Origin of the sequence: Dactylosporangium sp. NPDC050588, assembly GCF_040654975.1 — a bacterium.
Lineage (GTDB): Bacteria > Actinomycetota > Actinomycetes > Mycobacteriales > Micromonosporaceae > Dactylosporangium > Dactylosporangium maewongense.
In genome coordinates this window covers 151,066-167,440 of sequence record NZ_JBFAJA010000006.1, presented here as the reverse complement: position 1 = coordinate 167,440, position 16,375 = coordinate 151,066, and the positions used below count along the sequence as shown (strand labels likewise).

The 16,375-nt window shown below is 69.9% G+C and carries 15 protein-coding genes; 6 read left to right on the top strand and 9 right to left on the bottom strand.

Going from position 1 to position 16,375, the window contains the following annotated elements; genetic code table 11:
- Nucleotides 1-292: 292 nt before the first annotated feature.
- The 6 genes from AB0I21_RS05830 to AB0I21_RS05805 form a co-directional block, all read right to left on the bottom strand.
- On the bottom strand, nt 293-844 hold the full coding sequence (locus AB0I21_RS05830) for a thioredoxin domain-containing protein (protein ID WP_360559269.1): 552 nt from the start codon (nt 842-844) through the stop codon (nt 293-295).
- Entirely contained in the window at nt 841-1,338 is a 498-nt protein-coding gene (locus AB0I21_RS05825; RefSeq protein ID WP_360559268.1) for a redoxin domain-containing protein, read from the bottom strand. Before AB0I21_RS05825 ends, AB0I21_RS05830 begins: the two co-directional genes overlap by 4 nt.
- 34 nt (nt 1,339-1,372) lie before the next feature.
- A complete protein-coding gene (locus AB0I21_RS05820; RefSeq protein ID WP_360559267.1) occupies nt 1,373-1,825 on the bottom strand; it encodes a hypothetical protein in 453 nt (150 codons plus the stop codon).
- A 62-nt stretch (nt 1,826-1,887) separates the two neighbouring features.
- Complete coding sequence (locus AB0I21_RS05815) at nt 1,888-4,281, bottom strand: immune inhibitor A domain-containing protein (protein WP_360559266.1); 2,394 nt, start codon at nt 4,279-4,281, stop codon at nt 1,888-1,890.
- 149 nt (nt 4,282-4,430) lie between these two features.
- Nucleotides 4,431-5,087, bottom strand: a complete 657-nt coding sequence (locus tag AB0I21_RS05810; protein ID WP_360559265.1) for a Crp/Fnr family transcriptional regulator — start codon at nt 5,085-5,087, stop codon at nt 4,431-4,433.
- 56 nt (nt 5,088-5,143) lie between these two features.
- Nucleotides 5,144-7,051 (bottom strand): adenylate/guanylate cyclase domain-containing protein, encoded by a 1,908-nt coding sequence (locus AB0I21_RS05805; RefSeq protein WP_360559264.1) that lies wholly within the window; start codon nt 7,049-7,051, stop codon nt 5,144-5,146.
- A gap of 144 nt (nt 7,052-7,195) precedes the next feature.
- On the opposite strand from AB0I21_RS05805, the gene AB0I21_RS05800 reads away from it, so the two are divergent.
- From AB0I21_RS05800 to AB0I21_RS05780, 5 genes are all read left to right on the top strand, one after another.
- The gene (locus tag AB0I21_RS05800) at nt 7,196-7,903 is read left to right on the top strand and encodes a hypothetical protein (RefSeq protein ID WP_360559263.1); all 708 of its coding nucleotides are present in this window, start codon (nt 7,196-7,198) and stop codon (nt 7,901-7,903) included.
- A gap of 16 nt (nt 7,904-7,919) precedes the next feature.
- A complete protein-coding gene (locus tag AB0I21_RS05795) occupies nt 7,920-8,498 on the top strand; it encodes a DUF6529 family protein (RefSeq protein ID WP_360559262.1) in 579 nt (192 codons plus the stop codon).
- A 17-nt stretch (nt 8,499-8,515) separates the two neighbouring features.
- On the top strand, nt 8,516-8,992 hold the full coding sequence (locus AB0I21_RS05790) for a Rieske (2Fe-2S) protein (RefSeq protein WP_360559261.1): 477 nt from the start codon (nt 8,516-8,518) through the stop codon (nt 8,990-8,992).
- A gap of 206 nt (nt 8,993-9,198) precedes the next feature.
- A complete protein-coding gene (locus AB0I21_RS05785; RefSeq protein WP_360559260.1) occupies nt 9,199-9,348 on the top strand; it encodes a hypothetical protein in 150 nt (49 codons plus the stop codon).
- Nucleotides 9,333-10,265 carry a hypothetical protein gene (locus AB0I21_RS05780; protein WP_360559259.1) on the top strand — a complete coding sequence of 311 codons (933 nt, stop codon included), beginning with the start codon at nt 9,333-9,335 and terminating at the stop codon, nt 10,263-10,265. The genes AB0I21_RS05785 and AB0I21_RS05780 overlap by 16 nt, the downstream gene beginning before the upstream one ends.
- On the opposite strand, the gene AB0I21_RS05775 is transcribed toward AB0I21_RS05780, so the two are convergent.
- Nucleotides 10,246-10,716 carry an alpha/beta fold hydrolase gene (locus AB0I21_RS05775; protein WP_360559258.1) on the bottom strand — a complete coding sequence of 157 codons (471 nt, stop codon included), beginning with the start codon at nt 10,714-10,716 and terminating at the stop codon, nt 10,246-10,248. The genes AB0I21_RS05780 and AB0I21_RS05775 overlap by 20 nt on opposite strands.
- A gap of 181 nt (nt 10,717-10,897) precedes the next feature.
- On the opposite strand from AB0I21_RS05775, the gene AB0I21_RS05770 reads away from it, so the two are divergent.
- Complete coding sequence (locus AB0I21_RS05770) at nt 10,898-13,780, top strand: carbohydrate-binding protein (protein WP_360559257.1); 2,883 nt, start codon at nt 10,898-10,900, stop codon at nt 13,778-13,780.
- A 440-nt stretch (nt 13,781-14,220) separates the two neighbouring features.
- On the opposite strand, the gene AB0I21_RS05765 is transcribed toward AB0I21_RS05770, so the two are convergent.
- Nucleotides 14,221-15,669, bottom strand: coding sequence for a HAMP domain-containing sensor histidine kinase (locus AB0I21_RS05765; RefSeq protein WP_360559256.1), 1,449 nt, complete (start codon nt 15,667-15,669; stop codon nt 14,221-14,223).
- Complete coding sequence (locus AB0I21_RS05760) at nt 15,666-16,361, bottom strand: response regulator transcription factor (protein ID WP_344501042.1); 696 nt, start codon at nt 16,359-16,361, stop codon at nt 15,666-15,668. Before AB0I21_RS05760 ends, AB0I21_RS05765 begins: the two co-directional genes overlap by 4 nt.
- Nucleotides 16,362-16,375: the final 14 nt, after the last annotated feature.

Here is a 16,375-nt window from a genome sequence, read left to right as displayed (position 1 = left end):
CTTATGTAATGAGGATTTTGAATGATTGTCTTCGGACAAGTGATATTGACGCCGGGCACAGCCAGCGGAGGCTACCGAGCGTGAGGGTTCGTAATTCGGGTCCAAACGGCGCCCATTCACACCGTGGGTAACATTCAGATCCGTACGGTCGAGGCATTGTTGAGCTTTGTCCGCTGCTGATTGCGGTACAGAAGTCAATGATCGATATCGCACTGGGTAGTCGGCGCCGACACGCCAGACGGCCGACTCCCACACAGTGCGTAATGAGAGCCGGCCTCACGTTGCGGAAGCGTCAGGTGGCCTCGGCGGCCTCGTCGACCGCCTCGAGCAGCTCCTCCAGGGCGTACCCGCCGTCGTGGCGGACCCCGTTGATGAAGAACGTCGGCGTGCCGTTGACCCCGCTGCGGACCCCACCGACGAAGTCGCGGCGGACCCGGTCGAGGTGGACGTGCGCGCCGACCTCGTCGGCGATCTCCTCCGACGGCAGGCCCAGCCGCTCGACGCCGACCATGAGCTGGCGCGGGTTGATGCTGCGCTGGTGCTCGAAGAGCCAGTCGTGCGCGGGCCAGAACCGCCCTCTGGCCGCGGCCGCCTCCGCCACCTCGGCGGCCAGCTCAGCGTAGGGGTGCACGTTGGTGAGGGGGAAGTGCCGGTACGTGTAGCGGACCGTCTCGTGCCGCAGCCGCAGCAGGTCCCGCACGATCGCGTGCGCCATGCCGCAGTAGGGGCACTGGTAGTCGCCGTACTCGACCAGCGACACTGTGCCCTCGCCCTGCGCGTGCTCGTCGGGCCCGACCGGCACCACCAGCCGGGCCACCGTCACCTGGAAGGGGGTCGTGGTCACAGCACCGGCCGCCGTCCGCTGTCGAGGCCTTCGAGCGCGTTGAGGATGCCGTCGGCGCCGGGGTTGACGCCGGCGGCCGTGACCTGGCTCCAGGCCACCATGCCGTCGCCGTCGAGCACGAACAGGGCCCGCTCGCAGACCCCCGCGCGATCGTCGTAGACGCCGTACCGCCGGGCCACCTCCCCCTTCGGCTCGAAGTCGGCCAGCAGCGGAAAGGTGATCCCCCGGTCTTGCGCGAACGCCCGATGCGACCAGACGTTGTCCACGGAGATGCCCAGCACGCCGGCGTTGTAGCGCTCGAACTCGGGCATGACCGCCTGGTACAGCGCCATCTGGTCGCCGCAGACAGGGCTCCAGTCGGCCGGGTAGAAGGCGAGCACCGCCGGGCGGCCACGGTACTGGGCCGTGCCGACCCGATGATCCGGTGCGACGGGCAACTCGAAGTCGGGTGCACGCTGTCCTGCGTGCAGCGCCGGGGATACAGAACCGCTCATTCCTCAACGGTTCGCCGGGCTGCGGCGGGGCGGGTCACTCCGACGGGGTGACCGTGGTGACCTTCAGCGGGCTGCCGGTGCACTGCGACTCGAAGCCAGGGTCGGGCAGGCCGGTGACCTTGACCCGCTGGCCGGCGCGCAGCCCGGCGGCGGGCGGGCCGATCAGGACCCACACCATCTTGTCCGTGACCAGCTCGACGCAGGCGCCGGCGACCCGGACCTGACCGGTGGTGGTGAGGACGGAGAAGTCGTCGGTCGGCTCGTGCGGCGCGGTGGTCTTCGGCACCCCGGACGGCAGCGTGGTGAGCACCGAGGTGTCCGGGCTGGGCGCGCCCTTCGACGGGGAGGACGCGGGCGTCGAGGGCGCGGGCGAGACGGAGGGTGCGGGCGCGGCGGCCGTGTCGGCGGACTTCGCGGCGCACCCGGTCAGCACGACCGGCAGGGACAGCGTGGAAACGGCGAGGAGGAGGCCCAGTGCTCGGTTCATGGCACTTGGACCTCCTCCGGCCGCGCGCGGTTCCGCGCGATGTCGAATCAGCGGCTAGGACGTCAGCCGGTGATGCGGACCTTCACGCTGGTGCCGTTGGTCGACAGCACCTTGATCTTCACACCGTTGTTGGGGACCTTGACACCGTAGTACGTGCTGGTGGCGGGGTCCTCACGGTAGTAGCTCTTGCTGTCGTCGAACGTGGCGACACCGTTCTGGCCGCGGATGTAGCTCGCGGTGCTGTTCGGGCCGTAGTGCAGCGTGAACGAGCCGGCCTTGGTCAGGCCGAACGTCGCGTCGTAGCCCTGGATGCGCGGACGCCACGGGGTGCCGTCCAGCTTGTAGACCAGGTCCGGGTGCGCGTCGATCGGCAGGATCAGGCCGCCGCCGTGGTGCTGGCTGGTGTTGTTGTCCGAGAACGAGGTGTCCCAGTACGTGACCAGCAGACCCTGCTCGTACGCGAAGTGCTCGACGAGGTCGGGCTTGCTCGCGAACCCGAAGTTGTACGGCCCGGCCTGGAGGTACTGGTCCCAGGACACGTACTGGCGGTTCGAGGCGATGTAGAAGTTGTCGTAGGCGGTGGTCAGCGTGCTGCCCACGGCGGTGAACCCGACCGCGGTCCAGCCGTTGGCACCGGCCTCGGCACCGTCGGCGAAGACCGTGGTCGCGCCGTTGGTCACCTTGATGTCGTCGGCGAAGAAGCCCAGGCCGCCGGCGGCACCGTCGGTGAAGTAGTGGAACCGCAGGCCGACCGTCTTGCCCGCGTAGGCGGACAGGTCGAACGACGCCGGCACGAAGCCGTTGCTGGCACCGTCGATGCCGTTGCCCTCGGCGGCGGTGGTGATCGTGCCCGGGATCGACTTGAAGCCGGTGCCGTCGTCCACCTCGACGTAGGCGTAGTCACACGCGTCGGGGCCGCAGTCCTCGATGTCCCACGCCGCCTTGAAGCTCAGCGTCGTGGTCCCGGCGGGGATCGCCACGCTGCGGGTCAGCGAGTTGTTGAGGTTGTCGCCGGAGCCGCTCCACCAGGACTTGGTGCCTTCCGGCGGGGTCGGCAGCTGGGTGACGATCTGCTTCTTCGGCAGGACCACGACGACGGCCTGGGCCTTGTTGCTGTTGTACTCGTGAGGCCCGAGGTCGAGCGTCTTGTTCTGCCCCGCCACGACGATCTCGTAGTCGAGCCAGCCGAGCTGCAGCTTGTCCCAGGCGCCGAGGTCGGCGGCCCGGTCGCCGATGTTGTTGTCGCCGGCCTTGCTGACCCGGCTCTGCGCCATGATGGTCCACCAGTTGACCGGGTTCTCGGCGTTGCCGCCGGCGCCCGAGGTGTCGTAGTGGTCCGGCAGGCCGAGGTCGTGGCCGTACTCGTGCGCGAACACGCTCAGGCCGCCGTTCTCGGGCTGGATCGTGTAGTCACGGATCCACAGACCGGTGTTGCCGATCTGCGTGCCACCCATCTGGTTGAACGTCGGGCCGCTGGTGAAGTTCTGGAACGCCGCCCAGCGGTGGCTCCAGATCGCGTCCTCGCCCTGGTACGGGTCGCCATCGGCCTGGTCGCCACCGGAGTGGACGATCTGGAAGTGGTCGATGTAGCCGTCGGGCTCGTTGAAGTCGCCGTCGCCGTCGTAGTCGAAGCGGTCCCACTGGTCGTAGGAGGCGAGCGTGGCGGCGATGTCGGCGTCGGTCTTGCCCTGCGCCTTCTGGCCCGCGACCCACGCGTCGACCGCGTCACGGATCAGGTACCAGGTGTTGCTGCAGACGTTGCTGGCACACGGGTAGCCGTTGCTGCGGCCGTACCGGGCCTCGTTGTACGGGACCTTGACCCAGTCGGTCACCAGACCGTCGACGCTGTAGCGCCCCGACGACTGCTTCTCGTAGTACGTCTTCAGGGACTCCGCGCCGTTACCGGTCGCGAAGTACTTGTTGTAGAAGTACTGCTGGCTGAAGTCCTGCTCCCAGAGGGTCGAGTTGTCGACCGACCGGTCCGGCTCCGGGATCGCGTTGTGCAGCGGTCCTTCGAACGTCGTCGGGCCGGGTGTGGCCGCCGACGTGTCCTGGTCCGGGTAGCTCGGGTGCCGCGTGTTACCGAACTCCGCGAGGACGACGAAGATCTTGTCGGTCTTCTCGCGGCTCAGCTCGACGTACTGGTCGACGCGGGCCTTCTTGGTCTTGGTGTCGCCACCCTTCCCGACCTGGCCCTTCTTGCCGATCTTGACGACCGTGCTCGATCCACGCTTCTCCGGCGTCGCCTGGCCGCTCAGGATCTGCGAGATCGCGACCTCACGGGATTCGCGCCGCTTGTCCTCCAACGGGTTCGGCAACTCGTCGGAGGGTGACGCGGCGTCGGCTACGGACGTATCCCCGGCTGCCGGCACCGCATACGCGGCACCACCCCCGGCGAACACCCCCATACCCGACGCAAGCGTGAGACTCAGAAGTCCCACGGTCAACTTACGCACAGGTACCTCCCTGGTGGGGCTAAGCACCAAGGCATGATGTCGATGCCTCGATGCACCTGTCGCGAGAGACTAAGTGGTCCTTGCAGGGTGTAAAGATCCACATCGGGGTAAGGGTGGTGGTGCGAGGGTCAAAGCAAGGGTGAACCCGGCTATTGAGCGCGATCTCTCAATGCGGCGAGGTCCCGGACGATCACGTGCAGGCGACCGGTCTGGATCAAGCCCTCCTCACGCAGCGTGCGCAACGCCTTCGTGACCGCCTCACGCGACGACCCCGTCCAGCCGGCGAGCTCGTCCTGCGACAGCGGCAGGCCGATCCGCAGCCCCTCGCCCGTCTGCTCGCCGAAGCGCTCGGCGAGCTCGACGAGGCGGGCCGCGACCCGCCCGGTGGTGTCGTAGGCGCCGAACTCGATCCGCTTGCGGTCCGCGTCGCGGAGCCGGCCGATCAGCTCGCGCGTGAGCAGCATCGAGACGCGCGCGTGGCCCAGCAGGTAGCGCTCGAAGTCCGGCGACGGCACGGCGAGCGCGACGACCGGTTCGAGGGCGGTGACGGTCGCCGACATCGGGCCGCCGTCGACCGCGGACAGCTCGCCGAGCAGCGCGCCTGGGCCGCGCACGGCGAGGACCACCTCGGTGCCTGAGGCGGTGTCGGAGGAGACCTTCACGCGGCCGGCCTTGAGCACGATCACCGACTCGGAGCGGCTCGCCTCGCGGTAGATGACCGCGCCGCGCTTCCACTGCCGCCGGTGCCCGGCCGCCTCCAGCGCGGCCTGCTCGTCAGAATTCAGCAGATCGAAGAACTCGGTCAAGCTGCCTCCTCGCTCCGCTCGTCACCAACTCGAGTTCAGCAGGTCGAAGAACTCGGTCACGGCTGCATACTCTCCACCACATATGCCCGGACTGTCTGTCGGCGTCCTTTCACTTCGAGGTCGCCGAGGGGGGTCGCGACCACGCCGCGCAGCGCGTCGTGGGTGGCGCCGCCGATGACGACCTGACCGGGCTCGGCGATCGTCTGCAGGCGCGCCGCGACGTTGACGGCGTCGCCCATCGCGTTGAAGCCGCGCAGCAGCTCGCTGCCGATGTTGCCGACGAGCGCCGGGCCGGTGTTGGCGCCGACCCGGAAGCGCGGCCAGCCGGGGTGCCCGGCGGCGATCACCCCCACCGCGTCCTGCATCTGCAGGGCCGCGCGGACCGCCCGCGTCTCGTGGTCGTCCTGCCGGGCGGGCGCGTTGAACAGCGCCAGCAGCGCGTCGCCGACGAACTGCACGATCGTGCCGCCGTTGTCGAGGATGCAGGGGACGGCGACCCCGTGGTACCGGTTGAGCATCTCGACGATCTCGCCCGGCTCGACCGCCTCGGAGAAGGTCGTGAAGCCGCGCAGGTCGGCGAAGAGCGCCGTGACGTCGACCAGCTGGCCGCCCAGCGCGGCCTGGCCGGGGTCGGCGAGCAGCGCGGCCGCGACGTCCGGCGACATGTACTGCCGGAAGAGCGTCGACAGCTCCCCGTACAGTCGCGCGTTCTCCAGCCCGATGGACAGCTGGTTGGCGAGGGTGGCGCGCAGCTCGGGGCGCCCGGTGGCGGGGATCCGCACCCCGCCGGCGACCTTGCCCTTGACCGTCAGCGGCAGCACGTCGGCGCCGGTCACGGCGGTGACGCCGCCGGAGACGAGGCCGACCTCGACGGCGCCGAAGGACGGGCGGACCGCGTCGAGCGCCGAGCGCAGGAACTCGTCCTCGCCGGCGCCGACGCGGGCCTGCTCGCCGACGGTGACGAGGGCGCCGAGCCGGCCCGTCAGGTCGCGCTCGGCGAGCAGCGCGGCGGCGGCCCGGTCGAGTACCTCCGCCTGCTTCTCGGTGAGCCCGAAGCGCTCCGCCATCCGGGCCGCGAGCCGCTCCGGCCGGCCGCCCGCCTCGGACTCCTGCAGGGCGGTGACGAGCTCCTCGAGCGCCTCGGTGTACTGCGCCCGGATCCGGCGGGTGGTCTCGGCGGCCGCGATCCCGTCGAAGAGTCCCGCGGTGCTGCCTTCGCGCCGGTACTGCACGTAGGCGGAGTAGCCGACGAACAGGAACGCCACGGTGAGGATCAGGTGCCACTCCCACCACGACAGCCGCCACTTGTCGGCCAGGGTCACCGCCAGCATCGCCTCGGCCAGCAGCACGAACGCGGTCACCACCGACAGCAGCACCACGCCGGGCGCGCGCCGGTACCGCAGGTAGAAGCGGACCGCGGCGACCAGGTACAGCGCGACCGCGGCGTACGAGGCGACGACCATCGGCCCTTCGACGTCGCGCACCTGGGTCTGCCGGTTCAGCGGCGGCAGGTCCAGCACCGACACGACGATCCAGGCGAACAGGACGGCCGCCAGGAGCGGGCGCAGGGCCAGCTGCCACCGGGTGATGCCGGGCGGGAGCCGTACCGACGACACCACCGCCAGCAGCGCACCGATGATCAGGCCGACCGCCATCGCCGTGTCGAAGCCGGCGTTGGGGTGCGCGATGAGGACCTTCGGGGTGGCGAGCGCGTGCGCGAACAGGAAGCCGGCGCCGGCCAGGAACACCAGCGAGACGAGGAACAGCCGCCCGTCCTGCCGGCGGTGCGCGGCGACGCTCATCGCGGCGCCCACCGCGACGTTGACCGCGGCGACCACGAGGACCAGCCAGAAGTGCGTGTCGTGGTGCTGCCAGATCAGGTCCGCCCCCGGACGGGTCAGCAGCAGCCACAGGCCCGCGAGGGGCAATGCCAGGTGACTCGCCCAGACCACGACACGAGGCATCGAACGCACCCATTCTCTAGCTGGTCACTTTGGCGACATTGCAGCAGTTGCGTTGTGCGTCTTTGGACGCAGACACGGTACGCCAACCTCGGTCTCATATTCATCGAAGCACCTGACGGGTGCGATCAACTGTGGGAGTCACCGATGAGGTTCAAGGCACCGCTCGTCACGCTCGGCGCCGGACTTGTTGTCGCCGGCGTTCTGTACACGCTCAACGTCGACCTCAGCAACGATGTCGAGAAGAACCAGGCCGCGGCCTCGGCCAAGGAGACCGGGACCGTCGCCGCGCCGGCCTCTTCGCAACCGGCCGCCGACCCGCCTCCTTCGCAACCGGCGTCCAGCGCGCCGGTCGGCGACGGCAGCGGCAACGCCGGCCAGCAGGGCACGGTCACGTACGCCGGCGCGGTCGACGGCGGGGCCGCCTCGCTCGCGATCGTCGTCAACAACGGCAAGGCGATCGCCTACGTCTGCGACGGCAAGAAGGTCGAGGCGTGGCTCAACGGCACCATGGCCAACGGTCAGGTCGAGCTCACCGGCGCCAAGGGCAGCCTGAAGGGCACGTACGGCGGCGGCCAGGTCAAGGGCGACGTCACCGCCGGCACGAAGTCGTGGGGCTTCACCGTCAAGGTGGCCGCGCCGCCCTCGGGCCTGTACCGCTCGGCCGCGTCGCTGCGCGGCAAGCTCGACGCCAGCTGGGTCGTCCTGCCGGACGGCCGCCAGGTCGGCGTGCAGACGAAGAACGGCGAGACCAGCGAGGCGCCGCCGTTCGACATGAACAGCAAGACCGTCACGGTCGACGGGACCAAGGTCCCGATCGAGGCGGGCAACCCCAACGCCAGCTCCGGTTACTGAGAGGAGAGCCGTCACCATGTCCCCGGATGACACCCAGACCGCTCCGGTCGTCCAGCCCACCAACCCGAAGACGGCCGCGACCCTCATCGTGCCGGTGCTGGTCGCCTGTTTCGTCGCCGGCGCCCTCGGCGTCTACGGCAAGGTGCACGAGCCGACCGGCATCGCGGTGAACGTCGCGGGCTTCTCCAGCCCGCAGACGGTCAAGGTGTGGCTCGCGACGCTCGCCTTCGCGCTCGCGGTCGTGCAGCTCTTCACCGCGCTCGTCATGTACGGCAAGATCCCGCTGCCGAACGCGAGCTGGCTCGGCGGCCTGCACCGCTGGTCCGGCCGCCTGGCGTTCATCGCGTCGATCCCGGTCGCCCTGCACTGCCTGTACGCGCTGGGCTTCGCCGACTTCGACACCCGCACGCTCATGCACTCGCTGTTCGGCTGCTTCTTCTACGGCGTCTTCGCCGCGAAGATGCTGCTCCTCGCCAAGAAGGGCGTGCCGAACTGGGCACTGCCGCTCTTCGGCGGGCTGGTCTTCACCGCGCTCTCCGGCCTGTTCGTCACCTCCGCGCTGTGGTTCTTCACCACGTTCGGCGTCAAGATCTGAAAGGGGATCGAAGCACCATGAGCAACACGACTCGACGGACCCTGATCGCCGGCGCCGGTGCGGCCGGCCTCACCGCGGCCCTCGCGGGCTGCGCGGCCTACGGCGACACGGGCACCTCCTCGGACGGGGCGGCGCCCGCCGCGACCGGCGGCGCGGACACAGCGGCGGCGGCCACCGGCGGCGGCACGACCGGTGGGGGCGGTGGGGGCGGTGGCTTCGCGAAGACCTCCGACATCCCCGTCGGCGGCGGCAAGATCTTCGAGGACCAGAAGATCGTGGTGACCCAGCCGACCGCCGGCCAGTTCAAGTGCTTCACCGCGGTGTGCACGCACGCCGGCTGCGTCGTGGGAGACGTGTCCGGCGGCACCATCAACTGCCCGTGCCACGGCAGCAAGTTCAAGGTCGCCGACGGTTCGGTCGCCAACGGGCCGGCCGGCAAGCCGCTCAAGGCCGTCGCCATCAAGGTCGACGGCGACTCCATCGCCAAGGCATAACTCCCACAGGGTCGGGTGCCCGGGATCCCTCGCGGATCCCGGGCACCCGGCTGTGTAACCCGTCGGTGGCCCGTCGAGGCGGAGGCCGCCGAGCTGCTGGGGTGCCGGGTCGGCACCCTCAAGAGCCACCTCGCCCGCGGGCTGGCGGCGCTGCGCAGGGCACTGCCGGACGACCACGCCGGCACGGCGACGGAGGGGATGTTCCGATGAACCTGCACGATCGCCTGGACGACCTCGCCGGCGAGATGGCCGGCACCGACCTGGCCGGCCTGCGGCAGCGGGTGGACCGCACGTCGCGGCGGCTGCGGATGCGCCGGACGCCTCGGCCGCCGGGGTGGCGGTGGCGGTGGCCCTAACCGGCGGCGCGGCCCTGCTGGAGGTCCGGCACGAGGACACTCTGCCGGACGTGGTGCCGGCCGTCTCGGCCACGCCGTCGCGATCGCCGTCCGCGCCGCCCTCCTCGGCGCCGCCGTCGCCCGCTGCCGCGATCCCGGGCGCGCTGTCCTTCCTCACCCTGAAGGCGGGCAAGGCGATCGAGCTTCACCGGTACGCCGGCGGAACCCTGCGGACGGTGAACTTCGGCACCGCGACCGGCGAGGACATGTACGCGACGCCGTCGCCCGACGGGACCCGGCTGGCGATCAACACGTCCCCGGACCGCGACCGGATCGCCCCGGGCGACCTGGTGGTCGCCACCAGCGGCGGCGCCCGTCACGTGGTGGCGAAGGACGTCCGGTGGGACGGCGGCAACACCGTCGTCTGGACGCCCGACGGCTCGGCGCTGGTCGCGGGCGGCGTCCGGTACGACGTGGCGACCGGTGCGGCCCACCCTCTCCCGGACCGGCCGCAGTACCTGGCGTACTCGCCGAGCGGCGTGACGACCGCCTACCTGTTCCAGGGCAACGACCTCCAGGTCTCGACCGAGGGCGCGGGCGCGACGCGGACGGTGCCGGTCACCGGGCTGGACGAGTGCGAGCGCACGGCGGGCTGCCCGACCTCGGTGCAGGCGGTCTCCGACAGCGGCCTGCTGGTGGCGCTGGGCAACGTCAACAGCGACCCGAGCCACGTGTACCGCACGGTGGTGGTCTACAACACGGTCAAGCGGATGCGCCTGCAGCTGGGCGCGTTCGAGCACGTCTGGTTCCGCCCGGACGGCGGCCTGGTCGTGGTGACCGCGACCGAGGTCAAGGTGCTCGACCAGGCGTTGAAGGTCACGCACACATACCCGCTGCCGGCGCACGACCCGGCGGCGGTCATGTTCTACCGGGCCTGAGGAAGTCGAGCAGGGACTCGGTGAACGGCGGCCCGTCCGACCACAGGACGAGCGTGGGGCAGGCCGGCGGGGGCAGCGGGACGGCGTCGACGGCGACCAGCCGGTCGATCTTCGTCGGGTGCTCCGCCGCCAGCGCCGCCGCGACGTGGCCGCCGAGGTCCCTGCCGACGACGGCGAAGCTGTCGTGGCCGAGCGAGTGCATGAGCGCCAGGTTGTCCAGGACCATCTCGTGGACGAGCGCCGGCCAGTCCTCGTCGGTCGTCCGGGCCGACGCACCGTGGCCGCGCAGGTCCGGCCGGACCACGGTGTGGTGCGCGGCGAGGAGCGGGGCGAGCTCGTCCCAGACCTCCAGGGTGCCCGCGTGCCCGTGCAGGAGCAGCACCGGCGGGCCCGAGCCTTCGCGCCGGATCCGAAGGGTCACGTCCCAGAGGTCGACCCATTCATCGAACACCCTCATTTCATACCCAACTGTCGCGGGCCTCCGGTAGGGCCGACCACGGAAGAGGTAATGCAACTTTCGTCAATATCGAGGAAAGTCTGTTGCTTTCGAACGAAAGAGGTTACTGTCTGGCGCACATCGATGTCCTCCAGTCGGCGGGAGGCCATCGGGCAACCCGCTCACAGGAGGTCCGGTGAAACACCCCCACCGCCGACGATGGACCGTCGGCACCTCGGCCTTGGCCCTGATCGCGTCGAGTCTCGTGAGTCTCGCGACGTTCGCGACCGTCGAGGCCGCCGCCCCCGCTCCCGCCGCCGCGGCACCGCCGCCCGCCAGCGACTTCGAGAAGGTCAAGCTCGACGGCGGGCTGACCATGGGCGAGCCGATCGAGCTGGCCGTCCTGCCCGACGGCAAGGTCATGTACATCAACCGGGGCACCACCGCCGCCGGCGGCCAGGTCCGGCTCTACAACCCCACCACCCAGTCCACGACCGTGGCGCTGACGCTCCAGCTGGACGCGCGCTTCGAGGACGGGCTGATCGGCATCACGCTGCACCCGCAGTTCGCCACCAACCGGTGGGTGTTCATCTTCTACTCGCCGAAGGTGACGCCGTTGGTCAACCGGATCTCCCGGTTCACCTTCAACCCCTCGACCAACGTCCTCGACCCCGCCAGCGAGGACATGATCATCGAGTGGCCGACCGAGCGGAACCTGTGCTGCCACTCGGCCGGGTCGATGACCTGGGACAGCAACAACAACCTCTACTTCGCGGTCGGTGACAACACCAACTCCGGCGGCGACTCGGCCGGCATGGCGCCGATCGACGAGCGGACCAACCGCGACCCGCAGTACGACGCCCAGCGCACCTCGGGCAACACCAACGACCTGCGCGGGAAGATCAACCGGATCCACCCGGAGAGCAACGGCACCTACACGATCCCGGCCGGGAACCTCTTCGCGCAGAGCGCGCAGACCCGGGGCGAGATCTACATCATGGGCACGCGCAACCCGTACCGGATCTGGGTCGACACCAAGGCCAACAACACCCTCTACTGGGGCGAGGTCGGCCCCGACGCGGGTGCCACGGTCGCCAACCGCGGGCCGGCGGCGTTCGACGAGTTCAACCGGGCGAGCGGCCCCGGCAACTACGGCTGGCCCTACTGCGGCGGCCCGAACGTGGCCTACAACGACTGGGACTTCGCGGCCAACGCGCCCCGCGGCTGGTTCCCGTGCGGCGGCAGCACCGGGCCGGTCAACAACTCGCCCCGCAACACGGGCCTGCAGCAGCTGCCGGCGACCAAGCCGGCGCTGGTCTGGGAGCAGCACGGCGGCAGCGTGCAGTGGCCGCAGCTGGACAGCCCCGGCGGGTGCGGCTCGCCGAACCACACCGAGGTGTACCACTACGACCCCAACCTCAACTCGTCGGTGAAGTGGCCGCAGTACTACGACAACAAGTGGATCATCTCGGAGTACTGCCGCAACTGGGTCAAGATGGTCAACTTCGACAACGGCAACCCGGCCACCGGCAACCCGGTCTCCGGCGGGATCGAGCCGGTCAACGCGGGCGCGCCCTTCGTGCACCCGATCGACTGGCAGTTCGGCCCCGACGGCTCGATGTACATGCTGGAGTACGGCAGCGGCTACTTCTCCGGAGCCGCCGACGCCGGCCTGTACAAAATCAACTATGTCCAGGGTGGACGGTCGCCGGTCGCCAAGGCCACGGTCAACAAGGACAACGGGCTCGCGCCGCTCGCGGTGACCTTCTCCAGCGCCGGCTCCAGCGACCCTGACGGCGACGCCATCACGTACGCCTGGGACTTCGACAACAACGGCACGACGGACTCCACCGCGGCGAACCCGTCGTACACGTACACGACGAACGGCGCGAAGCAGGCACGGCTGACGGTGCGCGACCCGGCGGGCCACACCGGCACGACGCTCGTGCCGATCACCGTCGGCAACAACCGGCCGACCGTCACGATCTCCGGCGTCCCGGCGGGCGGCATGTTCGACTGGAACGACAACTTCACGGTCACGGCCTCGGCCACCGACCCGCAGGACGGCCCGATCGACTGCTCCAAGATCGTGATCGCGGTCGCGCTCGGCCACCAGGAGCACGCCCACGACGAGGGCTCCGGCACCGGCTGCTCCGCCACCTTCAACACCGGGCCGGTGCACGCCGGGCCCGACTCGGTGCTGTTCTTCGTCGTCCGCGCCACCTACACCGACAACGGCGCGGCCGGCTCGGTCCCGCTGACCGGCTCCTCGGAGTTCACGCTCTGGCCCAAGTACTGGCAGGCCGAGCACTACGTGTCGCTATCCGGCCCGCAGGTCATCACGGCGGCCGCGGCCGACGGCGGCAAGCGGCTCGGCGACATCCAGTCCGGGGAGAGCGTCCGGCACCACGCGGTGTCGCTGAAGAACATCACGGGCGTCAAGGCGCGCGTCTCCTCCGGCGGTGGCGGCGGCACGGTCTCCTTCCGCTACGACTCCCCCACCGGCACCGAGGTCGCCCGCCTCACCGTGCCCAACACCGGCGGCTGGGAGACCTACGCCGAGGTCAGCGGACCGGTGACGAAGCCGGACGACGGGACGCACGACCTGTACATCGTGTTCACCGGCGGCTCGGGGGCGATCCTCGACCTGGACAGCTACACGTTCACCGGCCCCGGCATCGGCACCCCGGGCGGCGCCCGGACCGGCACGCTGAAGGCGCTCGGCAAGTGCGCCGACATCAACGCCAGCCAGACCGCCGACGGGACCAAGGTCCAGATCTACGACTGCAACGGCACCGGCGCCCAGACCTGGACGATCAACGCCAACGGCACGATCACCGGCCTGGCCGGAAAGTGCCTCGACGTGAAGGCCAGCGGGACGACCAACGGGACGCTGGTGCAGCTGTACACCTGCAACGGCACGGCGGCCCAGCAGTGGGTGATCGAGTCCAACAACGCGATCCGCAACCCGCAGGCGAACAAGTGCCTGGACATCCCCGGCTCGACCACCACCAACGGCACCCAGCTGCAGATCTACGACTGCAACGGCACGGGCGCCCAGACCTGGACCCACCCGTAACCGCCCACTCTCCATGATCCGGAAGACCTCGTGCACCCCTGGGTACACGAGGTCTTCCGGATCACGGCTTTTCCCGGCCACCGCACCACACCCACTGGTGGAACCCGTATAGAAACCGCATAAGCGGTCAATCATGGAATTGACCAACGTCTTATCGTGAGTCCGGCAACCAGACCGGGCAGCCAGACCGGCGGATCGACCGGCGGGGGCGCCACCCCTGTCCCCACCCGCCCCCATCTCCACCCGCCCTCCATCCCCGCATCCACCTCAACCCACAGACGTTGATCAATGCCAGCTTTCGCACCCTTTGCTCCATCGAGGGTGCGCGATCTACGCGCAGTTTGATCTTCAAACGGGGGTAGATCGCGCAGCATCTATGGCACAAATGGGTTAGATCGTGGCATTGACCAACGTCTGTCAGAGCGCGGCCGGGTGGTGGGTCAGAGGGTGTACAGGGGGAGGGTGACGCGGAAGGCGGCGCCCTCGCCGGGGGCGGTGCGCAGGGTGACCTTGCCGCCGTGGGCGGTCACCAGGGCGCTGACGATCGACAGGCCCAGGCCGGAGCCGCCGAGCGCGCGGGTGCGGCTCGGGTCGGTGCGGTAGAAGCGTTCGAAGACGCGGTCGGCGTCCTCCTGGGTCATGCCGGGGCCGTTGTCGGCGACCTCGAGGACCGCGTCGCGGCCTTCCGTCCCGACGAACACGGTCACCTCGGTGCCGGCGGGGGTGTGCGTCAACGCGTTGGTGATGAGGTTCTGGAGCACCTGGCGCAGCCTGGTCTCGTCGCCGAGGACGACCGGCTCCTCCAGGTCCACGTCGTCGTCGCCACCGCCGAGGGTGCGCAGGCGCAGCTTGTGGTGGTGGGCGGTGACCCGGGCGTCGATCATCGCGTCGGTGGCCAGGGCCAGCAGGTCGACCGGTTTCTTCTCCAGCGGGCGCTGCTGGTCCATCCGGGCGAGCAGCAGCAGGTCGTCGACGAGCAGGCCCATACGGGTGGCGTGGTGCTCGATCCGGCCGACGGTCTCGTCGGTGGCGCCCGACTGGCGGTGCAGCTCGGCGAAGCCGCGGATCGACGTCAGCGGGGTGCGCAGCTCGTGGCTGGCGTCGGCGACGAAGCGGCGCATGCGCTCCTCCGACGCGAGGGCCGCCTCCTCGCTGGCCCGCCGCTCCTCGAACGCGGTCTCGATCTGGCCGAGCATCGTGTTCAACGCCGTCGACAGCCCGCCGACCTCCGTCCGCGGATGCGCCTCTGGTACGCGTCGCGTCAGGTCACCGGCCGCGATCGCCTCCGCGGTCTGCTCGACCTCGACGAGGGGCCGCAGGCTGGACCGCACGAGCAGATACGCGACCACCGCGAGCGCCACGAGGACCCCCGCACCGACGCCGATCGTGACCCACAGCTGCCGGTTGACCGTCTCGTCGACCTCGTCCAGGCTCAGGCCGATCACCACCGGGCCACGGATCGGGTCGCGCGTGACCAGAATTCGCCAGTCGTGACCCACGCCGCCCTTGGGCGGGATGGTGAGCAGGTAGTCGCCCTGCGGGGTCGGGTCGGTATCTGCGAGGAGCGCGACGATGCTGGTGGGCAGGTCTGGCGCGCCCTGCGCGTCGTTGCTCGCGCTCTTGATGAAGTACACCTGCGCGATCTCGCCGGCGCTGTTCAGGCAGCCGACCCAGTAGGCGCTGCGTTGCGCCGGGCCGTCGAACGGATCCTGCCGGACCCTGCAGGGGTCGCCCGGCTTGTGGGCGCTGCCGCGGAGCTGGTCCTCGACCCGCTGGTAGGCGAACGAGCGGGTGCTGTAGAGGCTGACGCCGCCGGTGATCGCCAGTGCGACCGTGAGGAGCGACAGCATCAGGGCGACGAGCTTGACGCGGAGCGGCCAGGCGTTCATGTCCGGGGCAGCCGGAGGGAGTAGCCGACGCCGCGCAGGGTCTGGAGCAGGCGGGGCTCCGAGGTGTCGATCTTCTTGCGCAGGTACGACACGTAGGACTCGACGACGCCGGCGTCGCCGCCGAAGTCGTACTGCCAGACGTGGTCGAGGATCTGGGCCTTGGACAGGACGCGGCCGGGGTTGGTCATGAAGTAGCGCAGCAGCTTGAACTCGGTCGGCGACAGCTGGACCTCCTGGCCCGCCTTGAACACCTCGTGGGTGTCCTCGTCGAGCTCGATGTCGGCGAAGGTCAGCCGGGACGACGCGGCCGCGGCGCCACCGGCCGGGTCGGCGACGCGGCGCAGGACGGCCTGGATGCGGGCGAGGATCTCCGACAGGCTGAAGGGCTTGGTGACGTAGTCGTCGCCGCCGAGGGTCAGGCCCTTGATCTTGTCCTCGGTGGCGTCGCGGGCGGTGAGGAAGAGGACCGGCACGCGGGTGCCCTCGCCGCGCAGCTTGCGCAGCACCTCGAAGCCGTCGAGCTCGGGCATCATGACGTCGAGCAGGATCATGTCGGGGCGGAAGCGGCGGGCCTCCTCCATCGCCTGCCGGCCGCTGGTGGCGCTGGCGACGTCGTAGCCGTGATACTTCAGGCTCGCGGACAGCAGCTCGACGATGTCCGGCTCGTCGTCGACCACAAGCAGCCGCGTCATGATTCGCTCCCAGT